At 37.0% G+C, this 21,272-nt stretch carries 11 protein-coding genes; 6 read left to right on the top strand and 5 right to left on the bottom strand.

The window, feature by feature from the left end:
- The 3 genes from DXB63_RS12760 to DXB63_RS12750 form a co-directional block, all read right to left on the bottom strand.
- On the bottom strand, positions 1-1,684 hold a 1,684-nt coding region (locus tag DXB63_RS12760; protein WP_199604202.1), incomplete at its 3' end, for an Omp28-related outer membrane protein.
- A 693-nt stretch (positions 1,685-2,377) separates the two neighbouring features.
- The gene (locus DXB63_RS12755; RefSeq protein ID WP_122126806.1) at positions 2,378-2,725 is read right to left on the bottom strand and encodes a hypothetical protein; all 348 of its coding nucleotides are present in this window, start codon (positions 2,723-2,725) and stop codon (positions 2,378-2,380) included.
- A 141-nt stretch (positions 2,726-2,866) separates the two neighbouring features.
- Positions 2,867-4,615: an AraC family transcriptional regulator gene (locus DXB63_RS12750; RefSeq protein WP_233522854.1), complete on the bottom strand. Its 1,749-nt coding sequence runs from the start codon at positions 4,613-4,615 to the stop codon at positions 2,867-2,869.
- 119 nt (positions 4,616-4,734) lie between these two features.
- On the opposite strand from DXB63_RS12750, the gene DXB63_RS12745 reads away from it, so the two are divergent.
- Positions 4,735-5,919 (top strand): SAM-dependent methyltransferase, encoded by a 1,185-nt coding sequence (locus DXB63_RS12745; protein WP_122126810.1) that lies wholly within the window; start codon positions 4,735-4,737, stop codon positions 5,917-5,919.
- Here DXB63_RS12745 and DXB63_RS12740 read toward each other — a convergent pair.
- Entirely contained in the window at positions 5,912-7,717 is a 1,806-nt protein-coding gene (locus tag DXB63_RS12740) for a mechanosensitive ion channel family protein (RefSeq protein ID WP_199604206.1), read from the bottom strand. The genes DXB63_RS12745 and DXB63_RS12740 overlap by 8 nt on opposite strands.
- A 285-nt stretch (positions 7,718-8,002) precedes the next feature.
- On the opposite strand from DXB63_RS12740, the gene DXB63_RS12735 reads away from it, so the two are divergent.
- Genes DXB63_RS12735 through dprA form a run of 3 tightly spaced genes read left to right on the top strand, consistent with a single transcriptional unit; the run spans position 8,003 to position 10,666 of the window.
- Complete coding sequence (locus DXB63_RS12735; RefSeq protein ID WP_122126804.1) at positions 8,003-9,133, top strand: N-acetyltransferase; 1,131 nt, start codon at positions 8,003-8,005, stop codon at positions 9,131-9,133.
- A 13-nt stretch (positions 9,134-9,146) separates the two neighbouring features.
- A complete protein-coding gene (locus DXB63_RS12730) occupies positions 9,147-9,554 on the top strand; it encodes a thioesterase family protein (RefSeq protein WP_122126803.1) in 408 nt (135 codons plus the stop codon).
- Positions 9,551-10,666 (top strand): DNA-processing protein DprA, encoded by a 1,116-nt coding sequence (dprA, locus tag DXB63_RS12725; protein ID WP_122126802.1) that lies wholly within the window; start codon positions 9,551-9,553, stop codon positions 10,664-10,666. Before DXB63_RS12730 ends, dprA begins: the two co-directional genes overlap by 4 nt.
- 640 nt (positions 10,667-11,306) lie before the next feature.
- On the opposite strand, the gene DXB63_RS12720 is transcribed toward dprA, so the two are convergent.
- Positions 11,307-13,259 (bottom strand): PKD domain-containing protein, encoded by a 1,953-nt coding sequence (locus tag DXB63_RS12720; protein WP_122126801.1) that lies wholly within the window; start codon positions 13,257-13,259, stop codon positions 11,307-11,309.
- 132 nt (positions 13,260-13,391) lie between these two features.
- Between DXB63_RS12720 and DXB63_RS12715 the strand changes: the two genes are divergently transcribed.
- Positions 13,392-16,883, top strand: a complete 3,492-nt coding sequence (locus tag DXB63_RS12715; RefSeq protein ID WP_122126800.1) for a T9SS-dependent choice-of-anchor J family protein — start codon at positions 13,392-13,394, stop codon at positions 16,881-16,883.
- 451 nt (positions 16,884-17,334) lie between these two features.
- Positions 17,335-21,012 (top strand): pectinesterase family protein, encoded by a 3,678-nt coding sequence (locus tag DXB63_RS12710; protein ID WP_122126799.1) that lies wholly within the window; start codon positions 17,335-17,337, stop codon positions 21,010-21,012.
- Positions 21,013-21,272: the final 260 nt, after the last annotated feature.

Below are 21,272 nucleotides of genomic sequence, written 5' to 3'. Positions count from 1 at the left end.
GTTCGGATAGTTGTTGCTCCGTAATAGAATCATAAGTTGGGTCGTCAATCGCAGATTCTTCTACATTTAATACTTGTGCATCGTTCGGGGATGTTTGAGCGTCAAACGGTTTGTTTACGATGGCAATCACGTTCATTCGGCCGGCTATCCATGCCTCATCAAGAGTAGTTGTAGTCGTGTAAGTGAACTTATTGTTTTCCCATTCGATATTGCTACCAAACGTTTCGGTTAAAATAGCCCTCAATACATGGTTATGAACGTAATTTTTATTTGCTCCGCTTTGGGCTGTTTTGGCTAAAATACCATTTTCAGTTAAGAATACGCTGATATTTGCTTTGGGATAGAATGTATTAAAGATGGCATTTCTTTCGCCATTGACTGTGATACTAAGTTGACGTGTTTGTGGGTCATATTCGTTTTCGATGGAAACAGAAACGAAAGCCGGGATGGCTGCACAATAATCCATATAGGATGTTACGATTTTAGCCCCTGCGATGGTATTGGAATATCCGATTCCAAACGGAGGATAGTTGGTATCAGTTGCTGCTGGTATTTTTGTGCGGTCAACCATGGCTGCCGGTGCGCCTGATACACCGAAATTGAGATAATCTCCGCTCTCTGAGATGGTTAATTCGTCTGTTCCATAACCTACGTGATGGGCTACCCATACTACATCGTCACGTTCGGATATAGCTGTGGTAAGTACTTTGCCGCCATAGGGGCAATTGACGCAGTTGATGGTAGTAAATTGTTCCAATAGAATCTTATGTGGATAGCTTGTCTCATAAAGGCTAAATGTACCTTCTAATGTGTCATTTAGTGCTATTTCATCTATAGCACCATCTGCCAGTTTGCTTATATAAACCTTAATCCGGTGGGTTCCTTCTCCATAATTATTTGCAGGTATCTCCTTGGAATAGGTTGATTTAGCTCCTGCAGCTATTGTTTTGTTTATGTCTTCAGTGATTTCTTCTCCATCGTTGATGCGATAACTAATGGAGTAGCCATTGATAGACTTTGTTCCTTCATTGCTGAGGTTGAATGAAAAGTTTAGGGGGTCATCTGTTTTATAAAAAGTTTTGTCCATCGTGAAATCTCCAATAGCAAGATCTGTTTCCGGCAAAGTTGCTTGGGCTATTGCCTGGATATATAGCGCTCCGAATCCTTTCCCATAGTAATCGGCCCACTCGTTTTCTATACTGAGGTAAGTAGCACCTTTTTGTTCTTCTTCATTTGCTAATACGGCCATCACACCTGCCGGCTGTTTTCCGTTATAGCCGATGTAAATTTCTTCTCCTGTAATTTCATAAGGAGTATCCAGAGTGATCTCATTCCATCCGTCGGCTGTGTTTCCAAGTCGTTGTAAAGCGTCTGCTTTTCCATCCAAAGAAGAACGAATCCATATGTAAATACCCGTTAGTCCGCTTTTCGTTCCGATACGTATTTTAGTGATTTTTCCGCCTTTTAGTCCTGCCATTTTAGAAGTAGGGATGCGAATGGCAGCACCGATTGATACGGCTTGTCCCTGAGCTCCGATTGGGTTGGTCTTTGCTGGTATTTCGTTAGAACAGTATCCTAATATTGTCTGTTCTATTTCACTCTTTTGTACCAATGTTTGGGATTGGCCGTAAACGGCTGTTATTATCCCTAATAAGAGAACGCTAATTAGTAGTCTTGGATTCATAATCATTTATTGTTATTAATTGATGTTTGCTTTAATTGATCGAATTGAATAAATCGATTTATATTTAATAATTATTTAAATAAGCGTTTTATAAATATGCATTTGTTTATTATTTTAATTCAGAATATGCAAACGTATGTCTATTTTATATATTAAACACGCATTAGTAGGTTAAAATTACTAAATTATTTTTTATTAATTGCAAAGGTTGATCTTCTTCCGTTACTATTCCAATAGATGTTATAATAATAGGAACTACTATTTTGGGGGCGTTGTAGTAGTTTGGGTAACATTTATGACTTCACCATCATCAAATAAGTATTTTGGCGATAATTTCAATTTATTCTGGTATGATCAATTGTTTCATTTGATTTTTGCGCAATGCGGTGGATGTTTTGTGTCTTTGGGTTCCCTAAACTTTGAAAGGTACTCTGTGATTGAAATAAAATTCAAACTTTTGTTCCGGATAGTAGTCACACACTAATATTCTGTTGCTATTCCTTTTAATTTATAGAGCCAAAATAGAATGTTGATGATTCTTGTTTTCTTATATCATTTCTTTTTTGAGCGATCTAATAAAAAACTATTTCAGAGCAATAATTAATGTGCTATCACCATCTTCGCCTTTATAAAGAATGGGCGATTTTGGGATCAATATAAAAAATGAAGGATTTAATTATGATCGATATAAAATTAGTTTTGATGCAAGGGTATTTTATTTTTCCATGCAAGCATGGCTAAATCTAGATCTATTGATAAAACTATAGATCCATCTTCATTTTGTATTGTTGAATTAAGCTCTTTTCTTTTATTTAGAATATCATCATTTATTTCTGCTGAAACTAAAATAACTTCAAATGATTGATATATTTTTTTTGTGCATTTTATGTTTGGATAAAAAAAGGATAAAAACCAGGCAGATTGTTCAAAAGCTATCCATTTGCCATTTTCTTGTTGGTAGAGGAATATATGATTTTTGTTATTTGACTCACGTTCCAATACCTTCAACAAGTTTATACTTATACTCTTAATTTTTTCCATAATGGAAAGATGTAATATTTAGTTGTTGGTTTAAATTTAATCGTTTGCAAATAAACACGATTTAATATAAATCATATATAAATATTCCTTATTTGTTATAAACAATAGTCTTATCGTGATTAAAAATTGTCTATAGGTTTGTTAATCAACCTTTTTGCTTTTCAGTGCATTCTTAAATTCCGATGGTGTCATACCTGTTTTTACTTTAAAAAGATTGTGGAATGTCGGCATACTATTGATTCCGGATTCCTCGGCAATTGCTTTTAACGTGTAATTCGGCTGCTCTTTTAAAAGTTGGATAGCATATTTCAACCGTAAATTATTGAGATAACCATTTAAGTTGGTTCCTGTATTTTCCTTAATCATACGAGCAAAACGTGTATTATTCAAGTGAACTTTTTTTGCTAATTCTTCTCTTGATAAGTCTGAAGATAGGTATAGCTTATCTTGTGTTATAGTAAAATTCAATTTCTCAAATATAGCTTTGTTCTCTATTTGTTCTTGTTCCTCATTATGAGTATTAGAATCATTTTGGGGGTAGATTGTTTCTTCTTTCTCATTCAGGAGATGGAGTGATTTATACGTTTCTTGAAGTTTATTTTGGTTTGAAAGCTCTTCATTGATATATTGTAATAAAGTTGCATTTTTATATTTAATGGTACGATTATATTTCCATATACGCCATAGTAAGAGTAACAGCAATATAGAGATACTTGTAAGGGAAACTAATAGTATGGTGCGTATTTTCAGTTGTGAAATATGTTTGGCGATTTGGGCTTCTTTTTGGCTTGTTTTATAAATGATATTTAATTCTAATGCAGCATTTTTCTTTTCGCGTATAAAAAGACTATCAGAAATAACCATTATCCGTGTTTGCAATTCAGCAACTTTTTGATAGTTCTTTAAACCAGTATAAGCTTTTATTTGATTCTGTAAAATACCTATATATTGTTGGTTAAGAGTGTCTTGTTGAGCTAGTATGTTTTTGAGATCATAGCTCTTATCTAAAGCAGATTGATATTGTTTTGTAAGTAACAAATAGGGAACTGCATCATATTTCCCGCTTGGAGTTGATGCGGAATGAGTTAATGAATACTTCCTGAAATAGTTTTCAGCTTGCGTATATTCTCCTGTCATAAATAACGCATATGCCAATTTGGAATAGACATATGCATATTGTAAGTCAGCATAGCCGGGTGGAAGTTCCGGTGAATTATTCATTTTATTGATAAGCTTTTGGCGTTCTAATCCGATAAATATTGCTTCCTCAAATCTAGAATCGTCAATTAGATAACTCATTTTTACTCCATAGAAATAAGATAGCATTGCCATCTCTTCAATGTCTTGACCCTTTTGTAATAGCTGAATTGCTTGGTCGAAGCGTTCATAACTTTCTTGGGTCAGAGCCAACATTCTTTCATTCTCTCCAATGCAGAAAAGTAACTTAGCCTCCGCTTTTTTGTTTTTATTCTCTTGGGCTAATTTGATCCCTTTAATTGCAAACTCGGTACTTTCTTCATAATTACTTAATAAATTTGCGAGCTCAGCTAAAGTGACCGTCATTTTTAATAAATGTTGCGGATTATTCTGTTGAGTAGAGTCGTTAGCATATGATTTTTGCGCATATATAAATGCTAATTTGCACATATACATATTACGATAAGCCATGCTACGTAAGTCGTCAATAATATGTAAAGGTAAAAGTTTATCGGTTTCTGCTTTTTCTAATAGTTTTAGCGCTCGTTCTGGTTCGTTTATATAAATACTTGTAATGTATTGTTCTGTATATAGACTATCCCTATTTTTATTTATTGACCTTTGGGCTGGGTTTTGTGAGCAGTATCCCCATAATAAGAGGCATATGTAAAATATCAGATGTACTTGTGTCATTCAATCTATAATATTGCATACAAAAATAAGATAAATATAAAAAACACACTACGAAAATATTGTTAAAATGGATTATATGCAGGTTTATATCGGAGATTTGTTACTTTTGCATTATGGGTATACGGTTAAATTCAGATACGATTAAATTTATACAAGAGCACCAAAAAGAAGATGTTTGTGCTCTTGCGTTACAAGCGAGTAAATATCCGTTAGTAGATATGTCTGTCGCTATTACTCAAATTGCGGGATTGCAAACTGCAAAAGATAAGCTTCCTTCTTGGTATGCAACGGATGGATTATTATATCCCAGACATTTGTCTTTAGAACAATGTTCTTCAGAGATGACGGCTCGTTATAAATCTTCGTTATTAAAGGGTGGCTCTTTAATTGATTTGACGGGAGGTTTTGGGATAGACTGTGCTTTTTTAGCTCCTAATTTTAAAAAAGTAATTTATGTAGAGAAACAAGAGGAGCTTTGTGGAATAGCTGCACATAATTTTCCTTTATTGGGACTTAATCATGTGGAAATAGTAAATGGAGACGGTGTGGATTTCTTGAAAAATACGAATAGGGTAAATTGTATTTTTATTGATCCGGCTCGCAGAGATGATAAGGGAGGGAAAACGGTTGCAATTTCTGATTGTATGCCCGATGTGAAAGCCATGTCTTCGCTTTTGTTGGATAAAGCCGATATGATTATGATAAAATTATCTCCAATGCTTGATCTTGCTTTGGCTCTGTCTGATATGCCGAAAACAAAAGCCGTACATATTGTTTCTGTTTTGAACGAATGTAAAGAGTTACTTCTTGTTCTAGCCTCTAATGATACTGAGTCTTGTAAGATACACTGTGTCAATTTGGATAGAAAGGGAGATATGCAATGTTTTGATTTTACCAGGGAAGAAGAACAAAATGTAATCTGCGATTACGCTTCCGATATGGGTAAATATCTCTATGAACCTAATTCTTCTATATTAAAAGCGGGAGCTTATAAAAGTATTGCATATAAATATGGAATAAAGAAGTTGCATCCCAACAGCCATCTTTATGCATCGGATCAGTTGATAACTGATTTTCCCGGAAGGATTTTTATTTGTCATTCGGTATTTTCGTTAAATAAGAGAGAAATGAAAGAACATCTTTCCGGAATATCGAAAGCGAATATAACCGTACGTAATTTCCCATCCTCTGTTTCCGAGTTGAGGAAACGTACTAAACTTAATGAGGGCGGAGATATTTACTTATTTGCAACGACATTAGCCGATGAAAAAAGGGTTATTCTGAAATGCACAAAAGCTATTTAATATCTTTAGCCTTGGGAATAGTAGATTCATTTCCATCTCTGGTAGCGATATAATGCGGTGACATGATTTCTACCTCTGCCTCTGCAAACTTATCCTGAATATTCTGATAGAGTGCCGAATATATTTTAGGTAGTTTATCTGCTTCTTTAATATAAGCATTGATTTGATATACCGGATAGAAATCGCTCAATGATGTTTCCAACACAAATGGTTCCGGTTCGGTACTTACGCCTTCTGTAGCTTTAGCGCTATCAATAAGTAACTGGTGTATCTTACGCCAGGGCTCATCGTAACCAATGGAGACCTCAGCATGAATGATAAGTCCCAATTCGCGTGCGGATTCACTGTAGTTTATCGTATGAGAAGACATGACAAATGAATTAGGAATAGTGACCAGTTCATTCTTTGGTGTCTTTACACGTGTTACCAAAGGTGTCTTTTCTATTACATTGCCTGTAATGTCATTTAATTTGATGCGATCACCCAAACGGAATGCGCGCATATAAGTGATAACCATTCCTGCAATAATATTACCGATAACAGTACTTGAACCCAATGAAACAATCAGACCGACAAAGACGGATATTCCTTGGAATACACCGGAGTTGGAACCGGGTAGATACGGGTATATCATTGCAATCATGAATGCATAAAGTAAAAAACGGATGATATGGAAGGTCGGTGCAGCCCAATCCGGATAAAAACCTGCAATTTTTAGTTTCTCGGAAGCTATTTCGTTGGACAGATATCGTAATCCTTTAACAATGTATCGGATAGCGAAGTAGATAACGAAGATGGTGAACAAATTCGGAATGTAATCAATAACTCCTATCAGGATGGATTTAATGGGTAACCATAAATAGGAAAATATTTTCTTTGCTAAATGTTCTGTCTGTGGAAATATAGAAAATAAGATAGGTACGGTTATCAATAGTTGCAATAGGATAATTAGGTAACGTCCTATGTTAGAAAAGAACACTAGTGCTTTAACCTGTTTGTTAGTATCCAATAACTCATAGTTATGAAAAGAGATTGGTTTGAGTTTAGTATCCTTTAGGCTGATAATTTTGGTTTTAAGTTTACGATAAAGGTAAGTGGTAACCTTGTATAACAGGTATTGTATAACCAATACCAGAATGAAATAAAGAATACGTTTTAGTAGTTGGAAAAAACCGTGTTCTTCCTTTAGCTGGTGTAATTTTTGCGTTATTATTCCTTTGTATTCTTGTGCCAATTCAGTACGAGTCGTATTTTGCCATAATCCGTCTACATCAGTAAGAGATATTATAACCTTACTGCCGTACATAATATCAGTGACGTGATCGGTCGTTTCTATATAGACAGAATCAGGTTTTAAATTATATTTTCGTCCGAGTTGATCAATAATCTTTTCTATATTTTGGGCACGTTCATAAGGAGAGAGACCACCCCTTTTGGCATATAGAGTAAATAAGGTGTCTTTATTTATAATGACGGGAACGCCTTGTGTAATTGTACGTAAAGAATCTATCCGTGATTTTTGCTGTACTTTTTTGAGAGAGTCCATAGAAGAGGATGCCAGGCGTATTTGTTCCATCTCTATCCGCAGATTCATTTCATTGATTTTGGCCTCTTGTAGTAACCGTTTCATTTGGTCGAGTTGGATTGAATCACTGTCCGGTTTAGGAGTATAAACAGTTTCTACGCTATCTTTTATCGTAGAGAATATGTCTTTAACCGCCTCTTTAAGTTGTGCATGTGCCATAGAACTTATGAATGCGGAAAACAGTATAATTAGAAAGACTGTTCTTTTCATAATATAATGGATACTATAAATTCAAATTTATTTTAGTGGTCAAATGTATATCTTATTCTTGGAATTAAGCTATATATTCCGGCTTTTTTTCTCTACGCTTGTTACTCATCTTCAAAATAACAAAAAAAGGAGTATAGTGTTTTTAATTTGGGAAGTGATTTTGGCTTTTTGAAGTCATCTACTTGAGTGAGGAGAAGGATATTTAGTTATACGACAACAAGATATCAGATATAAACAGAACGAGTTATATTAAAAAGCGTTATATTTGCAGCCAAAATATGAATACGTATGGCTATAACGGTAAAAAAAGTTACGACAAAAAAGGAGTTGAAAGATTTTATCAGGTTTAATTATGAGCTTTATAAGGACAACCGTTATTCAGTTCCTGATTTATATGACGATATGCTGAATACTTTCAGCAAAAAGAAAAATGCCGCATTTGAGTTTTGCGAAGCCGATTATTTTCTTGCATATAAGGATGGTAAGCTTGTAGGACGTATAGCCGGAATAATTAATAAGAGAGCAAACGAAACGTGGGGTAAAAAGGATGTACGTTTCGGTTGGATTGATTTTATAGATGATATAGAAGTCTCCAAGATACTGCTGGAGACGGTTGAGAAGTGGGGTAGAGAACGAGGAATGACTCACATACAAGGACCGTTAGGGTTTACCGACTTTGATGCGGAGGGAATGTTGGTAGAGGGCTATGACCAGTTGAGTACCATGGCAACAATTTATAATTATCCGTATTATCCTGAACATATGGAGAAATTGGGATATGAAAAGGATGCAGACTGGGTAGAATATAAAATCTATATTCCTGATGGCATTCCTGAAAAACATCAACGTATATCCGATCTTATTCAACGGAAATATAGTCTTAAAATAAAGAAATATACTTCTTCAAAAGCGATTGCCAAAGAGTATGGTCAGGCTATTTTCGAATTGATGAATGAAGCATACAGTCCGCTTTATGGGTTTTCACCATTGTCTCAAGGACAGATCAAACAATATATAAAAATGTATCTTCCTATCGTGGATTTGAGGATGCTGACTCTTATCACCGATGCAAATGACGCATTGGTCGGTGTCGGTATTTCAATGCCTTCACTTTCCGTTGCATTGCAAAAGGCCAAGGGAAGAATACTGCCTTTCGGATGGTATCATTTGCTTAAAGCCCTGTTTGTAAAGCGGGCAAAGGTACTTGATTTGCTATTGGTTGCCATTAAGCCCGAATACCAGAATAAGGGAGTTAACGCATTGCTGTTTTCCGATTTGATCCCGGTGTATCAAAAACTGGGTTTTAAATATGCAGAGAGTAATCCGGAATTGGAAATGAACGGAAAGGTTCAGGCGCAATGGGAATATTTTGATACCGAATTGCATAAGAGAAGAAGGGCCTTTGTAAAAGCTATCTGATAATATTAAAATAATGGATAAATATATCTTTGAACTTTCCATGAAGGTGCGTGATTATGAATGTGATCTTCAGGGGATTGTGAACAATGCTAATTATCAACACTATCTGGAACATACTCGCCACGAGTTTCTTTCTTCTATAGGTGTAAGTTTCGCGGAACTTCATACACAAGGAATAGATCCTGTGGTGGCACGTATAAATATTGCTTTTAAGACCCCTTTGAGAAGCGGTGATGAGTTTGTTTCAAAGCTCTATCTGAAAAAAGAAGGCATTAAATATTTGTTTTATCAAGATATATTTCGTTTACCGGATCTTAAGATTTCAATTAAGTCTATAGTGGAAACAGTATGTGTCGTGAATGGACGGTTGGGAGATAGCGAATTGTTTGATAAACTGTTCGCTTCATACGTATCCGAATGACAGAAGAAGAATTGCTTTCTTTAATGGCATTGACAAAAATTCCGGGATTGGGATCTATCGGTGCCAAGAATTTGTTGACTATAGTAGGAGATGCTGTAACAATTTTCCATGAACGGGAACATCTCGAGGGCATTGCTCCGGGAGTGACTCCTCGTCTGATAAAAGCATTGGATACACCGGAGGCTTTTCGGCGTGCAGAACAGGAACTTCTTTTTATCCGTGAGAATCATATTGATTGTTTATCAATATCCTCGGACGATTATCCTTCCAGACTACGTGAGTGTGACGACGCTCCCATTCTTCTTTATTATAAAGGAAATACAAACTTAAATGCGTTTAAGGTTATTAATCTGATAGGTACGAGAAATGCGACTGCTTATGGGAAAGAGCTATGTCTCGACTTCCTGAAAGATTTGAAAAGACTTTGTCCGGATGTGCTTGTAGTTAGCGGTTTAGCGTATGGCATAGATATACATGCGCATCGTGCTGCTTTGGCAAATTGTATGGATACAGTCGGAGTATTGGCTCATGGTCTGGACCGTATTTACCCCGCAGCGCATAGGAGTACGGCTGTTGAAATGTTGGGACATGGTGGTTTGTTGACAGAGTATATGTCAGGTACAAATCCGGACAGACAGAACTTTGTTTGCCGTAATCGCATTGTTGCAGGAATGTCCGATGCTACTATTGTTGTAGAATCCGCAGTGAAAGGGGGAAGCCTGATTACTGCCGATATTGCCGGAAGTTATCATCGTGATTGTTTTGCTTTTCCCGGACGAATTAATGATGAGTTTTCTCAAGGTTGTAACAATTTGATTCGCACTAATCGAGCATCGCTGATTCAGTCTGCCGAGGATTTTGTGAAAGCAATGTGTTGGGATACCGCTTCCGGCTCGCAGGCTGTTCCGGTGCAAAGGCAACTATTTCCGGATCTGACGGAGGATGAGCAATTGATCGTAGATGTTTTACAAAGGACTGGAGATTTACAGATTAATTCATTGATTGTTGAGGCTAATATTCCGGTTAATAAAATGAGTGAAATCCTGTTTGAACTGGAGATGAAAGGTGTCATCCGAACATTGGCAGGCGGGGTTTACCAATTGCTTGCGTGAAAGTAAAGAAGTACCTGCTATTCAACATACGGTCGATTGTTTGCAAACGATAGGAGTTTGTAGATAATCGACCGTATCTTTGTTTACAAATGTCCTGATGTTTTTTTCAATCAACCTGATGTTTTTTAAAAACATCGTGGTATTTGTAAAAAGCATCAAGATGATTTTTATAGACTCCAACAGTGTTTTAGGGCTTATTTGATATAATTGAAAAAAGGTTGAAACTACCTTCACCTCTTCACGATTAGAATGTATAGTGTTGATATGTAATCAATTATAGTGAATACATATTTTTTACTATTGTTTGTGGTAGTCAAAATGGGCGAACAAAAAGAGCTCTCCATACTCAACTCTCAATTCTTAACTGAAAAAAGTGCCTTCACTGTAATTAGCTATTCAGTAGAGGTTTATTCCAAACCGTGAAGAGTGAAGGCAATCCGGATACAATTATGAAAATATGCATAAAAAGGGATATTGATGTTTGTGGATAAGCACTACATCAGGATTTAATATAAGATTTCATCTGTAAGCTTGATTTTTCAATAGTAAGATTTTTATAAATATCGGATGAGAGTAAAGGGATAAGTCTTAAGAATAAAATCATCCCTGACCACACTATTGTAGCAGGGATGAATCGGAATTATTGAATATAAATTTTTTGTGTATACTTTTGTTGGTCTTTGATTACTTGTATAATATAGAACCCTTTTTGTAGGTGGCTTACATTAATAGGAGAGGCATTTATTGCCTGATAAACTTGTTGTCCTAATAAAGTATATATTGTAATGTTTTCAATATTGTTTGTATCAAATAATTCTATTTGATTTTGTATGACCGATGGGCAAATACTTATTTGTTGCTTGTCTACGCTATTGTTTATAGAACTACTGACATTGGTATAAGTGAATAACGGTGCGATAGCGAAAGAGAGGAACTCGTCTGTATTTTTGAACCATTCTATCTTTCCTGTTGGTGTTCCGTCGTCGTTTTGTTCTTCTAACAGGTGATAAACTGTAGATTTGCTGCCGTCAGGACGTCTGGCGGTGCAAAGCATGGCAATATCGTCTGTTCCTTTGTCTGATGTATTATTAGGAATTCCTTCTACTATGACAAAGAATTCTTCATTGATCTCTACCGGATTCTCAAATTTAAAATCAGTAGGCAACCAAGTATCATCACTATATTGCAGTTCTTTTGCCGGAATGCTGGCTGAGGCTAATTTATTGCCCGGAAGCCCATTTTGCGATTGCGCTATAGAAACCGTGATGAGTGCATCCGGAGTTATAGTACTGGTCGACGCGAAGAAAATGGAAACTTCTGAAATCTTTCCCTGTGTTATCGGTTTTTGGAAATGTTCGGCAAATGCTAACATTCCTAACCAATTTGAACCTCCGTAATAACCGAAGAATGGGAAGTAAATGCTTTCTAATGTTTCCGTTTCCTGCATTTCTATGTTCCATATATATTGTTTTCCTCCGGCCTGAATAACTTCTTTGTAGTCGACAAAATCTGTTCCTGAACTGTTTGCTACTTGTAAAGTTACGTCATAAATACCTTCTTTATTATAACGTACAACAGGGTTTTGTTCTGTCGATGTGGGTTGTGAACTTCCAGTAAGAGTCCATTTCCATGCGGTAGGTAAGTGTTGCGAGATATCAGTAAAATGTATATCTGTTTGGGTAGGAACAAAAATGCCGGTATAAGGAGATAAATACCCCTCATCGGGCCATCCTATTGCGGCTATGGGGGCTACCCCTTTTACCATTACAAAATCTGTTCTGCTGTATTCATTACTGCCATTTGCATTTTTTGCTATAAGCTTTACCGGATAGTTACCGGATGTTTTATAGGTGATAACGGGATTTTGCTCTGTAGAAGTAGCTGGTTCTCCTCCTTCGAAAGTCCATTCCCAAGTAGTCGGATTTCCTGTTGATGTATCTTTAAAATGTACTTGCCCTCCTTCTTGTATGTTAGCAGTGCTTGTTTCATCATTACTTTCCTGAATAATACAGAAATTATCGATTAGTGCATCATCACCATCCATTCCTTTATATGTGATAATGAATTGAACCGTTTGATTCGTATAGGCAGATAAATCATACTTAAAGAATTGCCATTTAGGACGTTCATGACCGCTTTCTTGTGACCATAAGAAAGCGTCGAAAAGGACGTCTTTCTGTTGAGTTTTCGTATTTATGATTTCTATTGTAAGATTGGCATACATAACGAAAACTCCGTCAAAACAAGCATAGAATGTACAGAAACTATTTGACTCAATATTCATTTCAGGGGAAGTTATAGACTCGTTCTGAGCATTCTTGGCATCATATTTAATTGCCAGTGAGTTAATACTGGTTGGATCTATAGAGCTAAATGGAGGAATACCTGTAATTCGTGAATTTCCTAAATACCAAGTATTTGTTTCATTCGTAGTTGTTAATGTCCATTCCGCTAAATCTTGATTTGAATCAAATCCTTGTTTATATACTTCTTTTGTGCACTCTTCAGCTGTGAAATTCGCTTTCACATTTTGAGCATTTACTTCGTATCCGATTATTATACCTATGATGGTGCAAATGAAAATCTTCTTCATGTTTCTGTGCTATTTTAAGTTTATTTGCAAATATATACAATAATATTTGTATTTCTTGTAAATTATAACTAAAATTGCAATAATGATTATTGTTTTGATTTAAAAGTGACTAATATCTTAAAAACTTGAAGTATGAGTAAAAGTGGACTTAACCGAAGAATCTTTGTTTCTTCCATTAGAAGTACAATGTTGGTTGTATTTTTAGCATTATTTTCGTTAGGTGCAAATGCACAGGTGTTAATGACAGAAGATTTTAATTATGAATTAAAAGATTTGTATTCTCAAGGTAGTTGGGTAAAATATGGAACTAATTCAGTAGCTCCTATTCAGGTCATATCAGCAAACTTAACTTATGAAGGTTATCCTAATAATGCTGATGTTGTATATAATGCCGTAGAAATAACTTCAACAGCATCAGGGCAAGATTTGCAGAAACAATTTACGACAGAAGGAGTAAAGGAGGGGGCTGTCTATGTAAGTGCTTTAATGAATTTTAAAAGTATTGATGTAGAAGCAGGAAAAGAGGCTTATTTCTTTAATTTAGTAGCTAAAGGCACATCTGCTTTTAAAGATGGAGGAACAGGATTAGAATTTGCTAAATTGTATGTAAAGAATGGAGATACTCCGGATAAGTTTTATATTGGTGTGTCGCGTAATAATACAACAATTATGTATTCAGAAAATCAATATTCTATTGATGAGACTTACTTAGTCGTGCTTAAATATGAAATTAAAGAAGGAGACACCAATGATGAAGTTTCTGTATTTGTAAATCCTGCGATTGGGGTAACTGAACCATCCCCTGCCGCTGTTTATAATCAAAGCTCTGGTAGTGATGTTAATACGGCTAGAGGCTTTGAGGCAATAGAACTAAGGCAGGGGCAATCTGGAAGCAAGAATTGTCCGAATTTACTTATAGGAGCTATTCGAGTTGCTCAAAGCTATGGAGAGTTATTTGGTCTTGAGCCGGTTCCTACCCCAGAAATAACTTTATCTAAAAAAATGCTTTTATATAATTATGTTTTTCAGGGAGAAACTAATTCGCAAACGGTAAATGTAAAAGGAAAGAATCTTACAGACGATATAACGATTACCAGCTCGGTTGCTGATGAATTAAAACCTTCTGTAACAACAATCCCTAAAGAACAGGCCGAATCGGAAGATGGATTTGATTTAACTGTAAGTTTGGTAGCTAATGAACCTGAAGGTTTTATGGGGGATCTTTTGTTTAGCAGTGAAGGAGCTACGGATGCGAAATTAACAGCTTATTGGGAGGTCATAACTCTTACTGATTTTGCTGATATTAAGACTCTTAGAACTACGAAACCTGCTAAAGAAACAAACTGCCGTGTGACAGGTGATGCTATTATTACATATATCTATAAAGATACACAAGGAAAGACTAACTATTGTTTGCAGGATGGAGAAAATGGATTAAGAATAAGAGATGCTTGGGATGATGTGACTGTAAATTATAAAGTTGGAGATAAGATACGAGGACTGCGTGGAGTTGTTGAAACTACTAGCCCATTGCTGCTGTTGCCTATAAGTGGAATAACAGATTTAGGAACAAAAGTATCTTCAGATAATCCGATAACTCCTATAAAGGTGACTCTGAAGGAATTGGCTGATAATCCAGATACTTATGAATCTCGCTTGATAGAAATAGAAAATATAACAGTTGATAATTGGGTTACAGGTGCTAAATTTGAAACGGATGTAAGTAAACGTCCGGAAATTAGTGATGGTACAGGCAATGCACAGATTTGGGTACTTTCGGATATGGATTTTGTAGGTATGGATATTCCTTTTATGATAAAGAACCTGATAGGTGTGTCTACTTTGAATACAGGTAAACTCATCGCTCCTCGTTCAAGTGCTGATATCATAGCAGATACGGAATCTAAACTGGAAATAACTCCGGATGTTACTAAGTTTGATAGACAAAAGACTAATATTAATGAGGCTGTCGAGTTAGGACGATTGACAGTCGTTGCCAATCAAATAACCGGTCCTGTTGTTATTGAAGTTACCGGGACAGATAAGGCTTATTTCCAAACTTCTGTATCAGAGATTCCTGCGGGTAACAGCAAAACGGAAGTTATTGTGACTTACAATTCTTCTGTTGTGGCTTTACATCAAAATGCACGCTTAACAATTACTTGCGATGCAATGAGTGGCTTCTATAAAGCCATTAATCTATCGGGAGTAGCGATTGATCCGGCAAATCCTCCGACATTGACAGTGAACTCTTCTGGATTAGTGGATTATTCTGTAGAGGCGGAGAAAACACAGGAACAAACAATTACGTTTACAACTACAGGTTTACCTGACTATCTGAACGTGGCAGTAATGCATGATGAAGGAAGTGGTGATTCATTTAGAATATCCAGCACTCAGTTCCCTAAAGTGAATACAAACCAGAATTTGGTAATAACGTTTGCCCCGAAAGTGGCAGGTACTTTTGTTGATCGTATTAAGTTCTCATCTATAGAGATGGAAGATTTCTATTTAACTGTCAAGGGTGTAGCTACTCCAAGTACGATTATACCGGAAAAAGAAGGTGATGAATTACCATTGGACGTTTCTAATCCTCGTATATTATTGAATGAACATTTTGATAATGTAACAAGTAATAAACCGTTGAAGATAGACGGATGGAAGAATCTGGCACAGGCAGGTTTGCGCGCATGGTGGGGATATGAACATAAAAATGAGTCCGGAGACGTTCTTGAAAGGAGTGCAAAAGTTACAGCTTATGTTATGAATGCGACGGAGGCAAAATCACATGATATGCTATTGGTAACTCCTGCACTTGATTATAAGAATGCTGCTTCTAAGATGTTTACTTTCCGTGTGATGGGAACAAACCTGTTTGAAGGGCAACCGGCTACTTTAGAGTTGTGCTATTTGGATATGAAAGACGGAGAGCTTTATATTAATCCGCAAGCAGGTGTTGAGATGCCGAGCATTGCCGATGAAAATGGAGAATGGTATGAATATCATATTGATTTGGCAGAAGCAGAAGGTTTCCATGATGTATTCTTTATGGGATTCCGATTTAAAGGAGTTGAAAAAGAATCTTCAGCTATCTATTATATAGATGATGTAAGTTACGGACGTACAGATTTGCCAACTATGACTTCTTCTGCAAAATCCGTTTCATTTACGGCTAAGGTGAACGTCGAATCTACTTCGGATAATATTACGATTACGGCAAAGAACCTGACAGAACCGATTAAACTGGTGTTGGATGGCGCTAATCCTAGTAAGTTTAAACTTTCCACAGCTGAATTGCCTGCAACGGGCGGCTCGTTTAACTTTACTTTTGCTTCTGATCAGCTTGGAGTACATGACGCTTATATAAAAGTTTCGTCACGTGGTGCAGCAGATTTGTTTATTCCTCTTTCGGTTAATAATACAGAAACTGGTTCCGGAATAGATCAGATCTTAGCAGGAGAGGATGCCGAAGTCTTCGTTTATGACTTTACCGGACGTGTAATTATGCATAAAACGGAAGTCAACAGTCAAGATGAAGTAATTAAGAATTTGAATTCCGGAAATTATATTATCAAGGCGATTAGTAATGTCGGTAGCAAATCATTTAAGGTGATAATTCCTTAAAAGAGGTTTGAAACTATTTGATTATAGGGCTGCTCGTTGAGTGGCCCTATTTTTTTTGAGAAGTCTTTAAGCGTTTTGTGGTTACGAACTGTACGGGCAAAAAAAAGGAGTCACGCCTGACTCCAACCTTTGTTAACCTTAAATCTAATACTATGAAAAAAATCACATTGCAAATGTATGGCTTTTGAGTATTCACTCCAAATGTTTCTGCTTTTCTATGCTTTCTTTTAATATTATTTCACTAAAACATATCGTTTCCGTGCACGGATTATCTTTTTGTATGTGTTTAATTCAAAATAATCACATAAAGATACTTCGTCTATACAGTAGTAGTAATAGGTTTCTTAAACGGGAATATCAGTTTTTATACATTACAAAATAGAAAATACACATTTATTGTCGTGGAAAGCTATTCCTTTGTTCCAATTTAATTAATAAAACAATAGATAGTATGAAAAACAAAATTCTTCTGGCATTCGCTTGGTTGCTCATTGCTTCTTGGGCGTATGCAGATAAAGTAACAACCCCGGAAAAAGGACAGGACTATTTCTTTGATTTGACGGACGGAAGTATTGTGCCGACTGACACAGACGGTAAATCCAACATTGATTATGGTATTTTTAGAATCTTGGTGGGTACTCAGAATGCTTATGGTTATAACGGTGCTCAACATGGCTCTATATTTAAGCAAGGTAATATTATTGAGATAGATGTTGCCGGTGATGTTAATCTTCAGATTGCGGGCTGCGGATATAGTAAAGGGCAAGTTTCTGTTTCTGACGCATCCGGTGCCTCTTTGGGTACAAAAGAATCCAAAACAGAAAAATGTTATCATGAAGATAATAGTAATATCTTGGAATTTAGTTACTCCGGTGCTGCTACAACTCTAAAGATAGCATTTGAAAAAGCGGAAACTTATGTTCCTAATATCGCTGTTAAGGCAGTAATAACCGAAGAATCGAACGGATTAACCGACGTTTGGGATTTTGGAGCCGATCAATTGGACGATACGAAGTACAATAACCAGTTGACGGTAGAGCTTATCAATGGATGGTATGATCCGGCTATTGAAGTTGGAAGTTCAGGAAATAACTTTCCTTCAGGTTTTACTGCCGGTATTTTAAGTTGGACGGGTGGTTCGAATGACAGACTTCGTACAGCCAACACAAATTTGACTCGTTACGATGATAAGCAAGCGGTTACAATAGAAGGCGAAACGCTGAATGGATATTTATATGTAAATGGTGCTGCCCAAGTAGGCAGATTCTTGAGCCTGAATCTGAATGAGGATGACGAGGTGTTGCTTTATTGTAATTCTCAAAATGGTAACGGCAAACTTAATTTCGTTTATACGAATGATCCTGATAAACAAACTGATTTTGCTTCAGCTTCGTCCAATGGTTCATTAGTGAAGTTTGTGGCTAAGTTTAAAGGAACATATAAGATTTTCGACAGTGAAGATAAGCCTTCTTATTTTCGTGTTTTGAGAAAGCCGGTTGTCTATGCAAAGGTACATGGACCTGTTCAGTCGGATATTGCTCTGCCGGAAGGCTACGGTGTTCAGTTTACGAATGAAGCGGGAAAGACTTGGGATGCCACTGTCAATAACGGAAATTATGAGGTTAAACTTCCAATGGGATATACCTATAAAATAAGCCTTTCCAATGCAAACGGTTATATTATCGATAATGTGACTACTGTTGAGGTAAATGCGGAAGATTTGTCGCATGATGTACATGTTACTAAACTTGAGTTATATACGGTAACGGGGAATATTACGGGATTAGATGCCGTGATAGGTAAATTAGCTCTTGTTTATACTCCGGCTACAACAAAGATTTATGTTCCGGAACCCAGTGTCGATTTCACGAACAAGACTTATACAGTGCAGTTGGAACCGAATTGTGAATATACAATCTCTGCAGAAGGAGTGAATGACTATCAATTGACGGATGATAAAATAACGATCACCGGAGATATGTCAAAGGATATCCTCTTCCAAGCTAAACCTACCTATACCGTGACGCTTAATGCAGAAGGTCTGGCTTCGGAACAAACAGCTAAGATGAGTGTGACTTTTACAAATCTGAATGAGGAAGGATACAGTTATTCTTTTGCTTCTCTTTCGGATATTAAACTGAGAGATGGTGTATATTCTGTTGCGGTATCCGGTTTGGATGAATATCCTCTGCAACAGGCTCTGACTTCCAATCTAAAAGTAGAAGGAAGGGCGGTAGAAAAGAGTATTGCCTTTAAGCCTGTGTCTGTTTGGTCATTTGATGATCAGGTGATTGCTAATGGAGCTACGGCTTATAAAGGCTTGGCATTTACCGGAAGCATAAAGAATGAGATAGCAAAAGGGCACTTGCTGGCACCTAGTGGAGCTACGATCGCTGTTCCGGTAGAAAAAGGAAGTAAGGTCACTATTACCTATTATTATGCTGCCAACTTTACGATTAACGGAGGCGAAGAGATTAAAACAACCACTTCTGCGGGTAGTACCAGTAAATTTGAATCTGTAGAGTACACGTATACAGGAGAGGGGAGTGGTGTTGTGACGCTTGCTTTTGGTGATGCTTATAGCAAAGCTGATGGTTCCGGGAGTGTGCAGCCTACTTATCTTACGGAGATTAGAGTTTCTAAAGTAATCCCTTATACAGAAACAATATATGTGGGTACAGATAAGGAGTGTACTACAATCAATGCTGCATTGGAAACTGTAAGATGTATGACTCGTCCTAACAATGAACGGGTGAAGATTATGATCGAACCGAGGAATTATGAAGAAATGTTAGTGGTCGATATTCCTAATGTCTCTTTGATTAATGCTGCCGTAAAACCAAGCATTGCATTGAAGAACAAAGGTGTTGATATAGATGAAAGTGCCGTTCGTATTACTTCTTATTATGGTCATGGATATAGCTATTATAGTATGGCCGGTAATCAGCAGTGGAACGAGGAAACCTTGAAAGTAAATAAAGAGAATGGCTATTTGTCTTACGTAAATACCGGAAGCGGTACGACTAATAATTCTTATTGGAATGCGACCGTTGTAGTGAGTGCCGATGGTTTTGAAGCAGAGAACATCATCTTTGAGAACTCTTATAACCAATATATATCCAAGAAAGAATCCGAAGATGTCGTTGTGGAATGGGTGACCGGAGGTAAGGGCACACGTCCGACACAAGTGGGCAGTACGGCAGTACAGGATAAGAGCTTTGTAGAACGTGCGGCTGCCATTGCAATAGCAAATAATACGGATAAGGTTATTCTTAATAAATGCCGGGTTGTAGGTCGTCAAGACTCTTTCTATGGTGGTACGAATGTAAGAGCTGCTATTTATAAAGGAGTGATGATGGGTGGAACCGATTATATCTTTGGCGGTATGACGGCTGTGTTCTATAAGAGTGAACTGGCGATGAATACGAGCGAAAACAACAATGATGTCTCTTATATCACGGCAGCACAGCAGAGTAGCGGAAGAGGTTATCTGATGTATGAGTGTAAAGTTACATCTGCCGAACCGGAAATAGAAACTGCTTCTGCTTATCGTTCCAAACCGGGATATTTCGGAAGACCGTGGCAAGCCAATACGGCAGAGGTAGTATTCTACAATACCACGATAGGAACAAGCAATCATCCGGATTATAACGGACAATCATTAATTAAGCCGGAAGGATGGAACAACAGTTTGGGCGGTACGTCTCCTCTTTGTTACGAGTATGGAACAATTGAAGAGACCGAAGATGCTGCTTCTGCACGTGCTGATTGGTCTACTGTATTGACAGAACCGGTTCTGTCCGACGGTACGGCCATTACAACGCTCAACTTCACAAAGGGAAATGATAGTTGGGATCCTATTCCTGCGCTTATAGAGCAAGATGATGCTACCGGAATTTGTAAGCAGGTGCTTTCTGACAATTCTTTGATTATATCTACAGACGGAGTAAATGTTTACGTGAATGGTGTTCGCGGCCAAGCTATTATTAGTGTCTATGGAATGGACGGAGCGTTGGTTAAGACATTGCGTGTGGATGAGGATGCTCGTTTACAACTCGGTGCTGGTTTTTGGATTGTAAAAGCCGGAAATGAAGAGGGCATTAAATCAGCTAAGGTTGTGATTAGATAAGCGGAGCTAATACATATATCTCCCGCTTCGGGCGGAGTTATCTTCCGGCTCAAGGAAGGTAACTGTTGCCCGATGTAAAACTTCCTTTTTCACAATATATGAAAGACATCTTTCACAATATGTGAAAGAGGATTTGCACAGTTGTGAAAGACTTGTTGCACATTATATGAGATAGGCAGTTACTTGAGAGAAACGAGCTAGTTTGTCAGGAAGCGATAGCTAATTCGGCAAGCCTTTTGGATAGTGGGGTATGGTTTGAA

Source organism: Bacteroides sp. OM05-12 (assembly GCF_003438995.1).
GTDB lineage: Bacteria > Bacteroidota > Bacteroidia > Bacteroidales > Bacteroidaceae > Bacteroides.
Note: the sequence above shows the minus strand (reverse complement) of the source record. Positions and strands in the feature narration are given on the sequence as shown.